This window comes from Pseudomonas sp. stari2 (genome assembly GCF_040760005.1).
Taxonomy (GTDB): Bacteria; Pseudomonadota; Gammaproteobacteria; order Pseudomonadales; family Pseudomonadaceae; genus Aquipseudomonas.
This window is the reverse complement of record NZ_CP099760.1, coordinates 5,416,952-5,434,667: the sequence shown is the minus strand read 5'-3', so window position 1 is coordinate 5,434,667 and position 17,716 is coordinate 5,416,952. Positions and strand designations below refer to the sequence as shown.

Sequence of the window (17,716 nt, the reverse complement as noted above, 5' to 3'; positions counted from 1 at the left end):
ACTCCAACGCCAACACCGTGCAGTCAGAAAAGGGATTCTTATGTTGCAGACTCGCGTTATTCCGCCCGCCGAAGGGGCCTACCAGTATCCATTGCTGATTAAACGGCTGCTGATGTCGGGCGCCCGTTACGAGAAAACCCGCGAGATCATCTACCGTGACCAGTTGCGCTACAGCTATCCGACGCTGATCGAGCGGGTCGCGCGACTGGCCAACGTACTGACGGCAGCCGGCGTAAAGGCCGGCGATACCGTGGCGGTGATGGACTGGGACAGCCATCGCTACCTGGAATGCATGTTTGCCATTCCGATGATCGGCGCGGTGATTCACACCATCAACGTGCGCCTGTCGCCGGAACAGATCCTCTACACCATGAATCACGCCGAGGACCGCTTCGTGCTGGTCAACAGCGAGTTCGTCGGGCTGTACCAGGCTATCGCGCCGCACCTGACCACGGTGGAGAAAACCCTGCTGTTGACCGATCTGCCGGAGAAAACCGCAGATCTGCCGAATCTGGTCGGCGAGTACGAGCAACTGCTGGCGGCCGCGAACCCGCAGTACGACTTTCAGGACTTCGACGAAAACTCGGTCGCCACCACGTTCTACACCACGGGCACCACCGGCAATCCGAAAGGTGTGTATTTCACCCATCGGCAACTGGTGCTGCACACCATGGGCGTGTCGACCATCATGGGCGCCATCGACAGTGTGCGGCTGCTGGGCACCAACGACGTGTACATGCCGATCACCCCAATGTTCCACGTGCATGCCTGGGGCCTGCCGTATGTGGCGACCATGCTCGGGCTCAAGCAGGTTTATCCGGGGCGTTACGACCCGGAATTCCTCGTCGAATTGTGGCGCAAGGAGAAGGTCACGTTCTCTCATTGCGTGCCGACGATTCTGCAAATGGTGCTCAACGCCAAGGGCGCGCAAGGAACCGATTTCGGCGGCTGGAAAATCGTCATCGGCGGCAGCGCGCTCAATCGCACGCTGTATGAAACGGCCAAGAGTAAGGGCATCCAGCTGACCGCCGCCTACGGGATGTCGGAAACCGGGCCGTTGGTGTCGTGCGCGCATCTGAACGACGAGCTGATGGCGGGCACCGAAGACGAACGCACGACTTACCGGATCAAGGCCGGGGTGCCGGGGCCATTGGTCGAAGCGGCCATCGTCGATGGCGACGGCAATTTCCTGCCGGCCGATGGCGAAACCCAGGGCGAACTGGTGCTGCGTGCGCCGTGGCTGACCGAGGGCTATTTCAACGAACCGCAGAAGGGCGCCGAGCTGTGGGCCGGCGACTGGCTGCACACCGGCGATGTCGCGACGCTCGACAGCATGGGCGTGATCGACATCCGCGACCGGATCAAGGACGTGATCAAGACCGGTGGCGAATGGATTTCCTCGCTGGACCTCGAAGACCTGATCAGTCGCCACGTCGCGGTACGTGAAGTAGCAGTGGTGGGCATCGCCGATCCGCAGTGGGGCGAGCGCCCGTTTGCCTTGCTGGTGATCCGCGAAGGGCACGCCATCGGGGCCCGTGAGCTCAAGGAACACCTCAAGCCGTTCGTCGAACTGGGGCACTTGAGCAAGTGGGCGATTCCGAGTCAGATTGCGCTTGTTACTGAAATTCCCAAGACCAGTGTCGGCAAGCTCGACAAGAAGCGCATCCGCCTCGACATCACCGAATGGCAGGCCAACAACAGCACCTTCCTCTCGACACTCTGAGTGTCCCCTGGCGCGCCGAAAACGGCGCGCCAGGCCCACCAAGCAAGCGCTTGGCTTGTGAAATCCAGAAAATCAGCCATCCTTGCCGGGCCGACCTGTGTCGGACTGGCGAAAGGACTGTTCCAGAGTGGCCGGCAGCTGCAAATCACACTTTAGAGGGATCAAGCAGTACCCCCTGCTGGCTATAGTCCGCTCAAGGATTTTTAAGAACGGGGCGCACGCACAAACGGGGCGATGCAACATTGAAGTGACTTCGGGAGCCCCCTGGTTCCCGGTCCTTCAGGCGTTTTTAAAAGTACTCACTGCCATAACAATAATGCACATGGAGTAGCGTCGATGACCTCAGTAAACCAGTTCTGGCGCCGGGCAAAACTGCCTCTGGCGGTCAGTCTTGCCTCCACGCTCGCCGGGCCCGCATTCGGCGTCAGTTTCAACGTCGGTGAAATCGAAGGCCAGTTCGACTCCTCGCTCTCCCTGGGCATGAGTGTTTCGACCCAGCAACCGAACAAGGATCTTATTGGTGTCAACAACGGCGGCCGGGGCCTGTCCCAGACCTCCGACGACGGTCACTTGAACTTCAAGAGCGGGCAAGCGTTCTCGAAGATCTTCAAGGGCATCCATGACCTCGAACTGAAATATGGCGACACCGGTGTCTTCGTCCGGGGCAAGTACTGGTACGACTTCGCGCTGCAGAACCAGGACCTGGAATACAAGGACGTCAGCAACCACAACCGCGACGTGGCAGCCCGCTCTTCGGGCGGCCAGATTCTCGATGCGTTCATCTATCACAACTACGCCATTGCCGATGAGCCGGGTTCGGTGCGTCTGGGCAAGCAGGTGGTGAACTGGGGTGAAAGTACGTTCATCGGTGGTGGTATCAACTCGATCAACCCGATCGACGTTTCCGCGTTCCGCCGCCCTGGGGCCGAGATCAAGGAAGGCCTGATTCCGGTCAACATGTTCTACCTTTCCCAGAGCATTACCGAAAACCTGTCGGCAGAAGGCTTCTATCAGATTGACTGGCAGAAGACCGTGACCGACAACTGCGGCACGTTCTTCTCCCAGCCTGACATCGTGACCACCGGTTGCGACGACAACCTGCGAGTGCTGAACAAACGTTCGACCATTCCAGGCGTTGCCCTCGGTCCATTGGCTGCGGCCGGTGTCGACGTCAACGAAGAGGGCGTACTGGTGCGCCGCTCCCCGAACCGCAATGCGCGGGACAGCGGGCAGTGGGGCGTGTCCGCCAAGTACATGTTCGATCCGCTGGCCACCGAATTCGGTGCCTACTTCATGAATTACCACAGCCGTGCGCCGATCTTCAGCGCAACCGGTGCGCCACAATCGATCTACAACGGCGTCAAGGCACTGCCTGGTCCGTTCCAGGCGCTGGGCCCTCTGGTGGTGGCGGGTAACTCCGAATACTTCATCGAATACCCGGAAGACATTCGCCTCTACGGTCTGAGCTTCTCCACCACCCTGCCTACCGGTACGGCGTGGAGCGGTGAGATCAGCTACCGGCCGAATGCGCCGGTGCAACTGAACTCCACCGATATCCTGTTCGCCGGTGTGCGTCCGTTGGGCGGCGCGCTGACCAACGCCTCGATCCTCAATGGCGTTCCGGGTCAGGACCTGCACGGTTATAACCGCAAGGAAATCACCCAACTGCAAACCACCCTGACGCACTTCTTCGATCAGGTCATGGGCGCCAACCGCCTGACCCTGGTGGGTGAAGTCGGTGTGACCCACGTCGGCGGTCTGGAGAGCAAGTCCGAGGCCCGCTACGGTCGCGATCCGGTCTTCGGTCCGGGTGAACTGCCGTCCACTGGCGGTCTGAACACCTGCTCGCAGATCCTCAACACTTCGACCATCAACGGTGCCGGGCCTGGCGCTTCGACCAGCAACCGCTCCAGCAATTGCGACAATAACGGCTTCACCACGGCCACTTCCTGGGGCTATCGCGCCCGTGCCATCTGGGATTACAGCGACGTGTTCGCCGGTGTGAACCTGAAGCCGAACGTGGCGTGGTCCCACGACGTCAAGGGTTACTCCCCAGGCCCTGGCGGCAACTTCGAGGAAGGCCGCAAGGCCATCAGCCTCGGGCTGGATGCCGAATATCAGAACACCTATACCGCCAGCCTGGCCTACACCAACTTCTTTGGTGGCGAATACAGCACGGTGGATGATCGCGACTTCGTTGCCCTCAGTGTTGGCGTGAACTTCTAAGTACAGTTTTTCAGGACGAACAAACCTATGAAAATAACAAAGAATCTGTTCCACGCCGGTGTTCTGGGGCTTTCGCTGCTGGCGACCAGCGTGATGGCGGCAGTACCTGCCGCCGAAGCCGACAAACTGGGCAAAAGCCTGACCCCGATGGGGGCCGAGATGGCGGGCAATGCCGACGGTTCGATCCCGGCCTGGAAGCCGCTGGCGAAGAATGCCGGCACCGTCGACAGCAAAGGCTTCCTGTCCGATCCGTATGGCAGTGAGAAACCGTTGTTCACTATCACCGCGCAGAACGTCGACCAGTACAAGGACAAGCTTGCGCCGGGCCAGTACGCGATGTTCAAGCGTTACCCGGATACCTTCAAGATGCCGGTCTACCCGTCCCATCGCGGTGCCACCGTGCCGGATGACGTGTTCGCCGCGATCAAGAAAAACGCCACGACCACCACGCTGGTGGCCGGTGGCAACGGTCTGGAAAACTTCCAGACCGCCATCCCGTTCCCGATCCCGAAAGACGGTCTGGAAGTCATCTGGAACCACATCACCCGCTATCGCGGTGGCAGCGTGACCCGTCTGGTGACCCAGGCGACTCCGCAGACCAACGGCTCGTTCAGCCTGGTGTATTTCCAGGACCAGTTCGTGTTCCGCGACAAGATGAAGGACTACGATCCGGCCAACCCGGGTAACGTGCTGTTCTACTTCAAGCAGAAAGTGACCGCGCCGGCTCGTCTGGCAGGTACCGTGCTGCTGGTGCACGAGACTCTCGACCAGGTGAAAGAGCCGCGCAAGGCCTGGGTCTATGCGACCGGTCAGCGCCGTGTGCGCCAGGCACCACAAGTGTCCTATGACGGTCCGGGTACTGCGGCGGACGGTCTGCGTACCTCGGACAACCTGGACATGTACAACGGTGCACCGGATCGTTATGACTGGAAGCTGGAAGGCAAGAAGGAGATGTACATTGCCAACAACAGCTACAAGATCGATTCGCCGACGCTGAAGTACGCCGACATCATCAAGGCCGGCCACATCAATCAGGACCTGACCCGTTACGAGCTGCGCCGCGTCTGGCACGTGGTGGCTACCCTGAAGCCGGGTCAGCGTCACATCTACGCCAAACGTGACTTCTTCATCGATGAAGATACCTGGCAGGCAGCGGTCATCGACCACTACGACGGTCGCGGTCAGCTGTGGCGCGTCGCCGAGGCCCATGCCGAGGACTACTACGACAAGCAAGTGCCGTGGTACGCGCTGGAAACCCTGTATGACCTGCAATCCGGTCGTTACCTGGCACTGGGCATGAAGAACGAAGAGAAACAGGCTTATGACTTCGGCTTCTCTGCCACCAAGAGCGAATTCCAGCCGGGCAACCTGGGCCAGGACGGTATCCGCTAAGCTGTAACCCGAGGCCGCATCCTCGAAAAAACGCCCCGACTGGTTCGGGGCGTTTTTTTTGCGTGGTGATTTTGTAGCCATTTGTAGCAACAACTTCATATGTACGCCGTTTAAGGCTAGTCTGCGGACATCTGCCACGCCGCCAACAGCCATTCGAACAAGAGCCGGCCATGACTGATCTGTCCCCACTTCCGGGTCCTGCAAGCGTTGCCGTCGCGGCACTGGACGGACGCTTTTTCCGTCCTCCGCTGCCTGACGGATACGTGATGCGCCCCCGCCTCTGCGAGCGCCTGCAAGCCGGGCTCGGTGGGCGTCTGTTGCTGGTCTGCGCCCCGGCCGGGTTCGGCAAAAGCTCGCTGGCCGTGGAGTTCTGCCAAAACCTGCCGAGGGATTGGCAAAGCCTGTGGCTGGGGCTGAGTGCCCGGGACAGTGACCCGGGGCGCTTTCTCGAGCGCTTGCTCGAAGGCTTGCAGGACTACTTCCCGGAACTCGGCAGCCGTGCACTCGGCCTGTTGAAAATGCGTCAGCGTCATCAGCCGTTCGCCTTCGAAGAATGGCTCGATGGCCTGCTCGATGAGCTGGCACTGCACCTGCAACCAGCCTCGCCACTGTTGTTGGTGCTGGACGATTACCACCTCGCCCAAGGCCCGGTACTGGATCGTTGCCTGCAATTTTTCCTCAATCATTTGCCCGATGGCCTGCTGGTCATGGTAACCAGCCGTCAGCGGCCGGATTGGCATCTCGCCCGTCTGCGCCTGTCGCGACAGTTGCTGGAACTGCATGAACAGGATCTGCGCCTGACCCACGACGAAGCGCTGGCGTTGCTTGATCGGCACAGCAGTTCGTTACGCGGTGAAGCCCTGGAAAACCTGATTCAGCGCAGCGAAGGTTGGGTGGCTGGGCTGCGCTTCTGGTTGCTGGCGGTGTCCGAGGCCGGGAGTGACGCAGCGTTGCCGCAGGCCTTGAACAGCGGGGAAGGGCTGATCCGTGATTACCTGCTCGAAGAAGTCATCGACTGCCTGCCGGCCGAGGTGCAGGCGTTTCTCTATGACACTGCGCCGCAGGAACGTTTTTGCAGCGAGCTGTGCGATGCGGTGCGCGAATCCCACGACAGTGCCGAGATTCTGCGCTTCCTGTTGGCGCATCAGGTGTTTCTGGTGCCGCTGGATGAACACGGACACTGGTATCGCTATCACCATTTGTTTTCCGATCTGTTGCGCAGCAGGCCGATAGCCCGGGCGATTGTGCCCGCGGCAACACTGCACCTGCGTGCCTGTCGCTGGTTCAATGCCCAAGGCCTGCTCGATGAGGCCGTGGAGCAGGCGTTGCGGGCAGGGCATCTGGACGTGGCGGCGAATCTGGTCCAGAACCTGTCCGAGGAACAATTGCTCGCCGAGCAGAACGTCGGCATGTTACTGCGCTGGAAGATGGACTTGCCCGACAGTCTGCTGATCAGCACGCCACGCCTGATCGTGTTGTACAGCTGGGCACTCGGGCTGGCGTGCCAGCTCGACGCAGCCGAAGAACTCGCCAGTCACCTGAGCCGCTTTCTGCCGGCGCCATCGGCCACGGCACAAAAATCCATGCTTGCCCAATGGCTGGCGCTGAAGGGCATCATCGCCCGTGGCCGAGGCCATCGCGAGCAGACCATCGAGTATTGCAGCGAAGCACTGGAGAGCCTGCCGGCCAAACGATACGGACAGCGCCTGATGTGCCTGTCGACTTTGTCCAATCTGGCGATTGCCGATGGCGATCTTTGGCGTGCCCGCGGATTGAACCGCGAATCCCTGGAGCTGGCTCAGCGGGTCGGCAATCCGTTGTTCGAAGCGCTGGCCCATTACGACCGTGCGCGGGTGTTGCAGGCGCGGGGCGAAATCGAACGGGCGCTGGATGAGGTTCATCAGGGGCTGGACCGGCTGCGAGGGTTGTCTGCGCAACGGTTGTATGCGGTGCGTGCACGGCTCACCTTGTACGAAGGTTTTCTGTTGGCAATGCGCCTGCAGCCACAGGCGGCACTCTCGCGTCTGCTGGCGGGGCTGAGCGAGGCGCGGGCCTGTCGCGATATCAGTGTACTGATCGGCCACTGTGTGATTGCTCGACTGGACGGGAGCCGTGGGGAGTTCGCCAAGGCTTTCGCCGAACTGGCGGAAGCCGAACGATTGATGCACATCTGGGACGTCCCACCGATCTACTACCTGGCGATGATTACCCTGGTCAAATGTGAACTGTGGTTGGCGCAAGGGCGTACTGATCTGGCCGAAGCGTGGCTCGCGCGCCTGGGCCAGACCTACACCGGCGAACGCGCGGCGGCTCCACCGGAGTTCCATCCACAACTGCCGCTGCATGTCGAGTTGCAACAGGCCCTGCTCGATGTGATTCAGGGTCAGCCGATGCTCGCCGAAGGACGCTTGAACGTGTTGTTGGAAAACGGCCAGCAAACGGGTCGTCAATTGTTGAGTGTGATGGCGTTGACGCAAAAAGTGGCACTGCTGCTGGTGAACGGGCGCGAGCCGGAGGCCCGCAAGGCATTGGCCCAGGCGCTGGAAGCCGCCGATGGTGGGGTGTTGCAACCGTTCGACGTGTTGATCAACGAACACCCTGACTGGTTGCGTGGCCAACTGCTGCTGATCGTGCCGAACCTTGTCGGGCGGCAACTGCTGGAGCATTTTCCGGCGAACGCCGTGCGTCCCCCTGCGGATTGCTCAACGGCCGAGCAGCTCAGTGGTCGGGAGCTGGCTGTATTGCGTCTGATCGCTCAAGGTTGCTCGAACCAGGAAATCAGCGAACAACTGTTCATTTCGCTGCACACGGTGAAAACCCATGCCAGCCATATCAACAGCAAATTAGGGGTCGAGCGCCGCACACAGGCGGTGGCGCGGGCCAAGGAATTGGGTGTGTTGAGCTGACCGCAACAAATGTCGGCCAATAAAAAACGCCCCGAATCAGTCGGGGCGTTCTTTGTTTCCGTTCCCGGCCTGTTTCACTGGCCGGGAACCCATGGGACAGCGTCAGGCCACCAGATCGTTGGCGCTGAAGCTGTTGACACCGACCAGCTGGATTTCGAAGTCCGCACCGGCGTTGCCACTGACGTTGCCCGACAGAACATGGTCGACGAAGCGCAATTGGCCTGCACCCGTGAAGTCGGCGCCACCGATGAAGGTGAAGCCATTGACGCCGGCAGTCAGCAGGTTGGCATCAAATTTCGTCAGGTCGATCTTGTCACCCTGCAAACTGTTGAAGTCGGTGATGACGTCGCGGTTGGCGCCAATACCCATTTCGTTGACCGCGCGGAAAACGAAGGTGTCCGCTCCGGCATCGCCGAAGAGCACATCTGCACCGGCACCGCCGTCCAGGATGTTGTTGCCGGCATTGCCTCTGAGAATGTTGTTCAGTGAGTTGCCGGTGGCCTTGATGGCATTGCCGACCAGGTTGAGATTCTCGAGATTGGCGCCCAGCGTGTAATCGATGTACGAATAGACGGAGTCGACATCGCTGGCCGACGGGCCTTCTTCAATGACCAAATCCCCGATGTTGTCGACCACGTAGCTGTCGTTGCCGGCCCCCCCGATCAGGGTGTCTGCACCTGCGCCGCCGTTGAGGGTGTTGTCATCGCTGTTGCCGATCAGGGTGTTGCTCAGCGCGTTGCCGTAGACGGTGAAAACGCCGGAACCGGTCAACTGGACGTTCTCGAAGTTTTGCAGGTTGCCGAGATTCAGGTCGACGATATTGGTTTGTGAGGTGGCGTTGTAGCCGATCAACAGGGTGTCGTTGCCTTCGTTGGCTTTTTCCTGAACGAGGGCCAGTTCGCCTGCCTGATCCAGGCCGTAGGTGTCGTTGCCCTTGCCCCCGATCATGGTGTCCAGGCCTGCCCCGCCAATCAGGCGGTTGTCGTTGTCGTTGCCCCTGAGGATGTTGTTCAACGAGTTGCCGGTGGCGTTGAGGGCGTTGCCGACCAGATTGAGGTTCTCGAGATTCGCGCCCAGCGTGTAATCGATGTACGAGTAGACTGAGTCGAGGTCGCTGGCCAAAGGACCTAGTTCGATGACCACGTCCCCGATGTTGTCCACGACATAGCTGTCGTTGCCGGCGCCACCGATCATGGTATCCGCGCCTGCACCGCCGTTGAGGGTGTTGTCGCCGCTGTTGCCGGTCAGGGTGTTGTTCAGTGCGTTGCCGTAGACGGTGAAACCACCTGCGCCGGTGATGGCGACATCCTCGATGTTGAGCAGGCTGGCCTGGTTCAGGTCGATGACGTTGTTTCGTGCACTGGAGTCGTACTCGATCACCAGCAGGTCAGTGCCTTCGTTGGCGAACTCCTGGATGAGCGCCAGTTCGCCGACCTGATCAATGCCGTAGGCATCATTGCCCTTGCCGCCGATCATGGTGTCCAGGCCCGCGCCACCGACCAGCTGGTTGTTACCGTCGTTGCCGATGAGCACATTGTTCTGTTCGTTGCCAATGCCGTAGATATTGCCGGTGCCGGTCAGGGTAAGGTTTTCCACATACTGGCTGAGGGTGTAGTTCACCGACGCGCGTACCGTATCGGTGCCGTCCCAGCGGTAGTTTTCAGTCACCACGTCACCGACGTTATCGACAATGTAGGTATCGTCGCCTGCGCCGCCGATCATGATGTCGGCGCCCGCGCCGCCGTCCAGTATGTTGTTGCCGTCGGTGCCCCTGAGAATGTTGTTCAGCGAGTTACCTGTGGCCTTGATGGCACTGCCGACCAGGTTCAGGTTCTCGAGGTTGGCACCCAGCGTGTAGTCGATGTAGGAGTAGACCGAATCGACATCACTGGCCGACGGGCCTTCTTCAATGACCACATCCCCGGCGTTGTCGACCACGTAGCTGTCGTTGCCGGCACCGCCGATCATGGTATCCGCGCCTGCGCCACCGTTAAGGGTGTTGTCATCACTGTTGCCGGTCAGGGTGTTGTTCAGCGCATTGCCATAAACGGTGAATAAACCGGAACCGGTCAAGGCAACATTTTCAATGTTTTGCAGGCTGGCGCGATTCAGATCGACGGTACTGCCCAGTACGCTGAATGCCTTGTATTCAATCACCAGCGTGTCATTGCCTTCGTTGGCCAGTTCCTGGACGAGATCCAGCTCACGCTCCTCATCGATGCCATAGGCATCATCGCCTTTGCCGCCGATCAGGGTATCGACTCCGGCGCCGCCAACCAGTTGGTTGTTACCGTCGTTGCCGATGATGATGTTGTCCTGGTCGTTGCCAATGCCGTAGATGTTGCCAGTTCCGGTCAGGGTGAGGTTTTCCAGATTGGCGCTGAGTCTGTAGTTGACCGAGGCGCGGACTGTGTCGATTCCTCCCTGCAGGCGGTTGGTTTCATTGATGACGTCGCCCACATTGTCAACGATGTAGGTATCGTTGCCCAAACCGCCGATCATCAGATCGGCTCCCGCGCCGCCGTCCAGCACGTTGTTTCCGTCGGTGCCCCTGAGGATGTTGTTCAGCGCGTTACCGGTGGCGTTGATGGCGTTGCCGACCAGGTTCAGGTTCTCAAGGTTGGCGCCCAGCGTGTAATCGATGTACGAGTAGACCGAATCGACATCACTGGCTGACGGGCCTTCTTCAATGATCACATCCCCGACGTTGTCGACGACATAGCTGTCGTTGCCGGCGCCGCCGATCAGGGTATCCGCACCTGCGCCGCCGTTGAGAGTGTTGTCATCGCTGTTGCCGATCAGGGTGTTGCTCAGCGCGTTGCCGTAGACGGTGAAAACGCCGGAACCGGTCAACTGGACGTTCTCGAAGTTTTGCAGGTTGGCGATATTCAGGTCGACGATATTGGTTTGTGCAGTGGCGTTGTAGCCGATCAACAGGGTGTCGTTGCCTTCGTTGGCCAGTTCCTGAACGAGGGCCAGTTCACCTGCCTGGTCCAGGCCGTAGGTGTCGTTGCCCTTGCCCCCGATCATGGTGTCCAGGCCTGCCCCGCCAATCAGGCGGTTGTCGTTGTCGGTGCCCCTGAGGATATTGTTCAGCGAGTTGCCGGTGGCGTTCAGGGCGTTGCCGACCAGGTTGAGGTTCTCGATATTCGCACCCAGCGTGTAATCGATGTAGGAGTAGACCGAGTCGAGATCGCTGGCCGACGGGCCTTGTTCGATGACCACGTCACCGATGTTGTCGACGATATAGCTGTCGTTGCCGGCGCCACCGATCATGGTATCTGCGCCCGCGCCGCCGTTCAGGACGTTGTCATCGCTATTGCCGGTCAGGGTGTTGTTCAGTGCGTTGCCGTAGACGGTGAAACCACCGGCGCCGGTGATGGCGACATCCTCGATGTTGAGCAGGCTGGCCTGGTTCAGGTCGATGATGTTGTTTTGTGCGCTGGCGCTGTACTCGATCACCAGCAGGTCCGTGCCTTCGTTGGCGAACTCCTGGATGAGGGCCAGCTCGCCGACCTGATCGACGCCATAGGCGTCATTGCCCTTGCCGCCGATCATGGTGTCCAGGCCCGCGCCACCCACCAGTTGGTTGTTGCCATCGTTGCCGACCAGCAGGTTGTTCTGGGCATTACCGATACCGTAGATATTGCCGGTGCCGGTCAGATAGAGATTTTCCAGATTGGCACTGAGGGCGTAGTTCGCCGAAGCGCGGACGGTGTCGATCTCGGTGGCCAGGGTGCTGGTTTCACTGATGATGTCGGCACTATTGTCGACGATGTAAGTATCGTTGCCCAGGCCGCCAATCATGATGTCGGCGCCCGCACCGCCGTCCAGTACGTTGTTGCCGTCGGTGCCCCTCAGGATGTTGTTCAGCGCATTGCCGGTGGCGTTCAGAGCATTGCCGACCAGGTTCAGGTTCTCGAGGTTGGCACCCAGCGTGTAGTCGATGTAGGAGTAGACCGAGTCAACATCACTGGCCGACGGGCCTTCTTCAATGACCACATCCCCGGCGTTGTCGACGACATAGCTGTCGTTGCCGGCACCGCCGATCATGGTATCCGCGCCCGCGCCACCGTTGAGGGTGTTGTCCAGTGCATTGCCGATCAGCGTGTCATTGAATGCCGAGCCGTAAGCGTTTTCGATCTTCGCGCCGTACGCAATCGCCAGTCCCTGATTGAACGAGTTGCCTGCCTGGTCGGTGAAGGCCTTGCCGATCTTGCTGTATTGGCCTTCGTTGAGGTTGATGCTGACGGCTGCCAGTTGATTGCTGGCGTCGATTGAATCGATACCGCCGGCATCCCAGATGGTTTCGAACACTGACTGTGTCGGGGCCCACGAGTAAACGTTGTTGCCGGTCATCCACTGAGTATTGGCGCCATAAAGGCTCTGGATCGCCAGGATATCCAGCACCATGGGGGTGGTTGGCAGGTATGAGTAACTGTTGTTGTAGCTCATGATGGTGAAGCCGGCGTCATCGAGCGACGGGTCAAGCGTGATGCTGTTGGTAGCCGATGGCGCGAACGAATGTTTAAGGCCTATTGCGTGACCGATTTCATGAACGAATGTCATGAAGTCGTAGGTGCCCTTGTCCGGAAAAGGTTGACTGGTGTTCGGCCCGATCCATACGTCGCCGCCATTGGGTTTTTGGGAAGGGGTGTAAGCCCAGGCTGCCGCGTCGGCATCGAGAAACGAGTAACCGCCGAAACGCAAATCGCCCACGCTTGTCGAGGATTCACCAGTCAACTGGAACGTGATATTGGCTACTGCTGACCAGCTATCCAGAGCGCTTATAACCGCCATTTGCTGGGCATTGGTCAGTGCATAGGCTGCCTTGGGTTCGTTGTCAGCGCTGTAGTTCGGAGCGAAGACCGATACGCCAGGGACAATGAAGCTGTACGTCAGACTGGTTACCGCACTTGGGGTGTACCATTGGGTACTTTCCCATTTATTGCCGGAGATGAGGCTGTCGACAGGGGCTACCCCAGTCAGTGAGGCGAACCAAGTGCTTGTGTAACCAGTAGGGCGTGGCATGCGTAATTCCTGAGAGAGGCTGCGGCCCTTCCCGAAATGTGGCCGCTACAAGATTGGATTTTGCACGAGAACAAGGGTGTTTGACATCATCTGGCCACTACTTTCTGATTAGTGGCGCCAATTAACTGACCCGGCGATCTGTATCGGCGAGTGCAGTAGAATCCTGAAGCGAACGTCAACGTTGTCTGCCCAGGACCCCATTTCATGTCTGCTCCAAGTCCCTCGCTCATTCGCGAAACTTTCCCGGTCGGCCCATTGCAGTGCAATTGCACGATCATCGGCGACCCCATCACGAAAAAAGCCATCGTCGTCGACCCGGGCGGCAATCCCGATCTGATCATGGCGCGCCTCGATGCGCTGGGTCTGAAAGTGGTCAGTATCATCCACACTCATGCGCATCTTGATCATTTTCTCGCCTCCGGACAGATGAAAGAGAGAACCGGCGCAACGCTGCATCTGCACAAAGAGGATCAGTTCCTGTGGGACAACCTCGAAATGCAATGCCAGATGTTCGGCGTGCCTTACACCCCGGTGCCCTCACCGGATCGCTGGCTGAGCGACGACGAGGAACTGGCCTGCGGATGCGGCGTGGCGCTGCACACGCCGGGGCATACACCCGGTTCCATGAGTTTTTGGTTTTCCGAGGCTAAGCTGTTGATTGCCGGTGACACATTGTTCCGGCGAGGAGTAGGGCGCACGGATTTGTGGGGCGGCGATCAGGCGACCATCGTGCGATCGATCAAGCAGCGACTGTACACATTGGACGAGGACGCGACCGTTGTGGCCGGACATGGCCCGGATACGCGTCTGGGCGATGAGATGCGGGAAAATCCGTTCGTGCGCGCCTAAACATTTTGTCACGAGTGCCCGGCGGAATTTTTGTGCATTGTCATGATCCAACGCCCGCAAAGGTCCATTGCCAAACGGCCGTTGCACCACAGAATGCAAAAAAAGTAGGAGCTCTCCATGTTCACCACGCGTCGTTTGATTATTGTCGCTACTGCCGTAGCCGTACTGTCCGGCTGCGCCTCGCCCAACCCGTATGACAATCAGGGTCAGGCCGACGGTGGCTCCCAGGGCATGAGCAAAACCGCAAAATACGGCGGCCTCGGTGCACTGGCCGGTGCGCTGGCTGGTGCCGCCATCGACCACAACAACCGCGGCAAGGGCGCCCTGATCGGCGCTGCTGTCGTCGGTGCTTCCGCTGCCGGTTACGGTTACTACGCCGATCAGCAGGAGAAGAAACTGCGCGCCAGCATGGCCAACACCGGCGTTGAAGTGCAGCGTCAGGGCGATCAGATCAAGCTGATCATGCCGGGCAACATTACCTTCGCCACCGATTCGGCGAACATCGCTCCAAGCTTCTACCAGCCGCTGAACAACCTGGCCAACTCGCTCAAGGAGTTCAACCAGAACCAGATCGAGATCGTCGGGTACACCGACAGCACCGGCAGTCGCCAGCACAACATGGACCTTTCCCAGCGTCGTGCGCAGAGCGTGGCGACCTACCTGACTTCGCAAGGCGTCAGCGGTGCCAACCTGAGCGCCCGCGGTGCCGGCCCGGATAATCCGATCGCCAGCAACGGTGACGTCAATGGCCGCGCGCAGAACCGCCGCGTCGAGGTTAACCTCAAAGCCATCCCTGGCCAGCAGTACGGTGGCCAGCAACAGCCGGGCACCGTTCAGCAATACCCGTAACCGTCAGGTACAAAAAAGCCCCCGGACAAGTGATTGTCCGGGGGCTTTTTGTTGGCGCGAAGGTTGATTACTTCTTCAGGCCGTAATGCTCGTCGAGCATGCCCGGCGAGTTCGGGGTCTTCGGCGCGTAGTCACGCGGCGGTTCCTGATCCCGTGGCGGCGTCAGGCGTTCCCGTGGGGCCTGTGCTGCCTCGGAGTGCAAAGAAGCCAGCAGGCGTTGACGAGTCTGCTCGTCCAGGGCAAGGCGGTTGGCGCCCTCGGCGAGATGGTCCTGCACTTCCTGATAGCTCTGGGTCAGCTTCTTGACCAGGTTGGCGGTGCTGTTGAAGTGGGTCACCACTTCGTTCTGATAACTGTCGAAACGTTCCTGAATATCGTCCAGTTGACGCTGCGTGCGGCTGGGCGCGGCGTTCGGCGCAACGCGTGCGATCAGGAAACCAATGGCGACACCCACAACCAGGGCAAGAGTCGGCAACAACCAAACTAAGAGCGAGTGTTCCACGAGTCCTTCCTCTATAAACGGCTTTGCTTTACGTTAACGGCTCGAACCTGCGCTGTATACCGCGATTCACTCGCAATAGATTGGCACAGACAATTTGCTAGACGAGTCGACCCGATTCGAGGTCACGGAGTTCCTTCCTTGCTGATGCGTGAAACCCCTGTAGTGATTGATGGCCCGGTGGGTCAACTTGAATCCCTGTACCTGGATAACGAGCAGCCACGCGGCATCGCGCTGATCTGCCATCCCAACCCGGTGCAGGGCGGCACCATGCTCAACAAGGTCGTCTCGACCCTGCAGCGCACCGCGCGCGACGCGGGCCTGATTACCCTGCGTTTCAACTATCGCGGCGTCGGTGCCAGTGAAGGTTCCCATGACATGGGCAGCGGTGAAGTCGATGACGCTCAGGCAGCCGCCGCGTGGTTGCTGGAAAAACACCCGGATCTACCGCTGACCCTGTTCGGTTTCTCTTTTGGTGGATTTGTTGCAGCAAGTCTCGGCGGTCGTCTTGAAGCACAAGGCGTGGTGCTCAAGCATCTGTTCATGGTGGCGCCTGCGGTCATGCGCCTGGGCGATCAGGATCAGTTGCCGCAGCAGGGCGAGCTGACCGTGATCCAGCCGGAAACCGATGAAGTGATCGACCCGCAGCTGGTCTACGAATGGTCCGACAAACTCCAGCGCCCCCATGAGCTGCTGAAAGTGGCAGAATGCGGACACTTTTTTCATGGCAAGCTGACCGATCTCAAGGATCTGATCCTGCCGCGTCTCTCGAATTGATTGCAGTCTGACAAGCGATTACCCATGACGAACCGTACCCGCATCCTCACCGGCATCACCACCACCGGCACCCCGCACCTGGGCAACTACGCCGGCGCCATTCGCCCGGCGATCGTCGCCAGCCGTGACACGAACGCCGATTCGTTCTACTTCCTGGCCGACTACCACGCCCTGATCAAGTGCGATGACCCGCTGCGCATCCAGCGCTCGCGTCTGGAAATCGCCGCGACCTGGCTGGCCGGTGGCCTGGATGTGGATCGCGTGACCTTCTATCGCCAGTCCGACATTCCGGAAATTCCCGAGCTGACCTGGCTGCTGACCTGCGTCGCCGCCAAGGGCCTGCTCAACCGCGCCCATGCCTATAAGGCTTCGGTGGACAAGAACGTCGAGACCGGCGAAGACCCGGATGCCGGCATCACCATGGGCTTGTACAGCTATCCGGTGCTGATGGCGGCGGACATCCTGATGTTCAACGCGCACAAGGTGCCGGTCGGTCGCGACCAGATCCAGCATGTGGAAATGGCCCGCGACATCGGCCAGCGCTTCAACCACCTGTTCGGCCAGGGCAAGGAGTTCTTCACCATGCCCGAAGCGCTGATCGAGGAAAGCGTTGCCACCTTGCCGGGCCTGGACGGTCGCAAGATGTCCAAGAGCTACGACAACACCATCCCGCTGTTTACCAGCGCCAAGGACATGAAGGACGCGATTTCGCGGATCGTTACCGACTCTCGCGCGCCGGGCGAAGCCAAGGATCCGGACAACTCGCACCTGTTCACTCTGTTCCAGGCGTTCGCCACGCCGGCGCAGGCTGATGAGTTCCGCAGCGAGCTGCTGGGCGGTCTGGGTTGGGGCGAGGCGAAGAACCGTCTGTTCCAATTGCTCGACAACGAACTGGGCGAGTCCCGCGAGCGTTACCACCAGTTGATCGAGCGCCCGGCAGATCTGGAAGACATCCTGCAACACGGTGCCAAAAAGGCCCGTGCGGTGGCGACGCCGTTCCTCAACGAGCTGCGCGAAGCGGTCGGCCTGCGCTCCTTCGTCAATCAGGTTCAGGTTGCCGCGACCACCAAGAAGAAAGCCGCGAAAGCCGCGCGTTTCGTCAGCTTCCGCGAAGACGATGGCAGCTTCCGTTTCCGTCTGCTGGCCGCCGATGGTGAGCAATTGCTGCTGTCGCGCAACTTCGCCGACGGCAAGACTGCCGGCCAGGTGACCAAGCAGCTGCAATCGGGTCAGGCGCTGGATGTGCGCAGCGAAGACCTGAGCTTCAGCGTCTGGCTGCAAGGCGAGTGCGTCGGCGACAGCCCGGCGTTCGCCGACGTGGCTGCGCGCGATGCGGCCGTCGAGGCTTTGCGGATCGCTCTGACACCGGTTCAGGAATAATCAACGGGCCGGCCCGACCAAGGGCCGATTGCCATTCCCACGGGCCATCGCTACAGTGACGGCCCGTTTTTGTTGCCTTGCTAA

The 17,716-nt window shown here is 59.8% G+C and carries 10 protein-coding genes; 8 read left to right on the top strand and 2 right to left on the bottom strand.

Going from position 1 to position 17,716, the window contains the following annotated elements; genetic code table 11:
* Positions 1–40: 40 nt before the first annotated feature.
* From NH234_RS24835 to NH234_RS24820, 4 genes are all read left to right on the top strand, one after another.
* Positions 41–1,723: a fatty acid--CoA ligase gene (locus NH234_RS24835; protein WP_367254559.1), complete on the top strand. Its 1,683-nt coding sequence runs from the start codon at positions 41–43 to the stop codon at positions 1,721–1,723.
* Positions 1,724–2,059: 336 nt separating this feature from the next.
* Positions 2,060–3,949, top strand: coding sequence for a DUF1302 domain-containing protein (locus tag NH234_RS24830; protein WP_085733653.1), 1,890 nt, complete (start codon positions 2,060–2,062; stop codon positions 3,947–3,949).
* A gap of 27 nt (positions 3,950–3,976) precedes the next feature.
* Positions 3,977–5,341 carry a DUF1329 domain-containing protein gene (locus NH234_RS24825; RefSeq protein ID WP_085733654.1) on the top strand — a complete coding sequence of 455 codons (1,365 nt, stop codon included), beginning with the start codon at positions 3,977–3,979 and terminating at the stop codon, positions 5,339–5,341.
* A 170-nt stretch (positions 5,342–5,511) separates the two neighbouring features.
* The gene (locus NH234_RS24820; protein WP_367254557.1) at positions 5,512–8,247 is read left to right on the top strand and encodes a LuxR C-terminal-related transcriptional regulator; all 2,736 of its coding nucleotides are present in this window, start codon (positions 5,512–5,514) and stop codon (positions 8,245–8,247) included.
* 102 nt (positions 8,248–8,349) lie between these two features.
* Here the strand turns inward: NH234_RS24820 and NH234_RS24815 are convergent, their stop codons facing one another.
* Positions 8,350–13,278 (bottom strand): reprolysin-like metallopeptidase, encoded by a 4,929-nt coding sequence (locus NH234_RS24815; RefSeq protein ID WP_367254556.1) that lies wholly within the window; start codon positions 13,276–13,278, stop codon positions 8,350–8,352.
* Positions 13,279–13,482: 204 nt separating this feature from the next.
* Here NH234_RS24815 and NH234_RS24810 point away from each other — a divergent pair, with 204 nt between their 5' ends.
* Complete coding sequence (locus NH234_RS24810; RefSeq protein WP_085733657.1) at positions 13,483–14,127, top strand: MBL fold metallo-hydrolase; 645 nt, start codon at positions 13,483–13,485, stop codon at positions 14,125–14,127.
* Positions 14,128–14,244: 117 nt separating this feature from the next.
* Positions 14,245–14,976: an OmpA family protein gene (locus tag NH234_RS24805; protein ID WP_085700856.1), complete on the top strand. Its 732-nt coding sequence runs from the start codon at positions 14,245–14,247 to the stop codon at positions 14,974–14,976.
* 67 nt (positions 14,977–15,043) lie between these two features.
* On the opposite strand, the gene NH234_RS24800 is transcribed toward NH234_RS24805, so the two are convergent.
* A complete protein-coding gene (locus NH234_RS24800) occupies positions 15,044–15,478 on the bottom strand; it encodes a DUF1043 family protein (protein WP_039766275.1) in 435 nt (144 codons plus the stop codon).
* 144 nt (positions 15,479–15,622) lie between these two features.
* Here NH234_RS24800 and NH234_RS24795 point away from each other — a divergent pair, with 144 nt between their 5' ends.
* Positions 15,623–16,252, top strand: a complete 630-nt coding sequence (locus tag NH234_RS24795; RefSeq protein ID WP_367257248.1) for an alpha/beta hydrolase — start codon at positions 15,623–15,625, stop codon at positions 16,250–16,252.
* A 24-nt stretch (positions 16,253–16,276) separates the two neighbouring features.
* Positions 16,277–17,632: a tryptophan--tRNA ligase gene (locus NH234_RS24790; protein WP_085733658.1), complete on the top strand. Its 1,356-nt coding sequence runs from the start codon at positions 16,277–16,279 to the stop codon at positions 17,630–17,632.
* The last annotated feature ends 84 nt before the right edge of the window (positions 17,633–17,716 follow it).